The following is a 903-nucleotide window of genomic DNA, read 5'->3' as shown; positions in this document are numbered from 1 at the left end:
CAACTCGGCGACCTACACGACCCCCACAGCCCCATCACCACCGAACTCGAGTACTGGGAACACACCCTCGCCGGAATGCCCGAACACCTCGAACTCCCCACCGACCGACCCTACCCACCAACCACCGACCACCACGGCGCCAGCCTGAAAATCGAATGGCCCGCGGAATTGCAGCAGCAGATCAACCGCACCGCGCGCGAACACAACGCGACCGGCTTCATGGTCATCCAGGCCGCCATCGCGGTCCTCCTGTCCACAATCAGCGCCAGCCCCGAGGTGGCAATCGGGTTCGTGGTCGCCGGCCGCGACGACCCCGCCCTCGACGAATTGGTCGGCTTCTTCGTCAACACCCTCGTCCTCCGAGTCGACCTGACCGGCGATCCCACCTTCACCGAATTACTGACTCAGGTCCGGACACGCAGCCTGGAAGCGTTCGAGCACCAACACGTGCCGTTCGAGGTACTGGTCGAGCGGCTCAACCCCGCCAGGTCACTGGTGCATCATCCCCTCGTCCAAGTGCTGCTGGCCTGGCAGAACTTCGCCGAGAACAACGAATCCACCGCCGGGTTGCAGCTCGAGGACCTCGACGTCACCTCGCTTCCGTTGGACACCCACACCGCCCGCATGGACCTAGCGTTTTCCCTCGGCGAACGCTTCACCGACAACGGCGACTCCGCCGGACTCACCGGCACAGTGGAATTCCGCACCGACATCTTCGACACCACCACCATCGAAACACTCATCCAACGGCTGGAACGAACACTGATCGCGATCACCCGCGACCCGGGGCGGTCATTGTCGTCGGTGGACCTGCTCGACGAATCCGAACACACCCGGCTGGACGAAATCGGCAACCGCGCCGTACTGCACACGCACACACGCTCGGCGACGTCGGTTCCCGAG

General features: G+C 64.0%; 1 protein-coding gene. It reads left to right on the top strand.

The features are described 5' to 3' along the window. The coding region (locus ACPCUW_RS35110) for a condensation domain-containing protein (protein ID WP_423429692.1) at positions 1-903 on the top strand (903 nt) is incomplete at both ends.

The organism is Nocardia sp. AB354 (genome assembly GCF_049538315.1).
Classification (GTDB): Bacteria; Actinomycetota; Actinomycetes; order Mycobacteriales; family Mycobacteriaceae; genus Nocardia; species Nocardia nova.
This window is presented reverse-complemented; position numbering and strand designations above follow the sequence as displayed.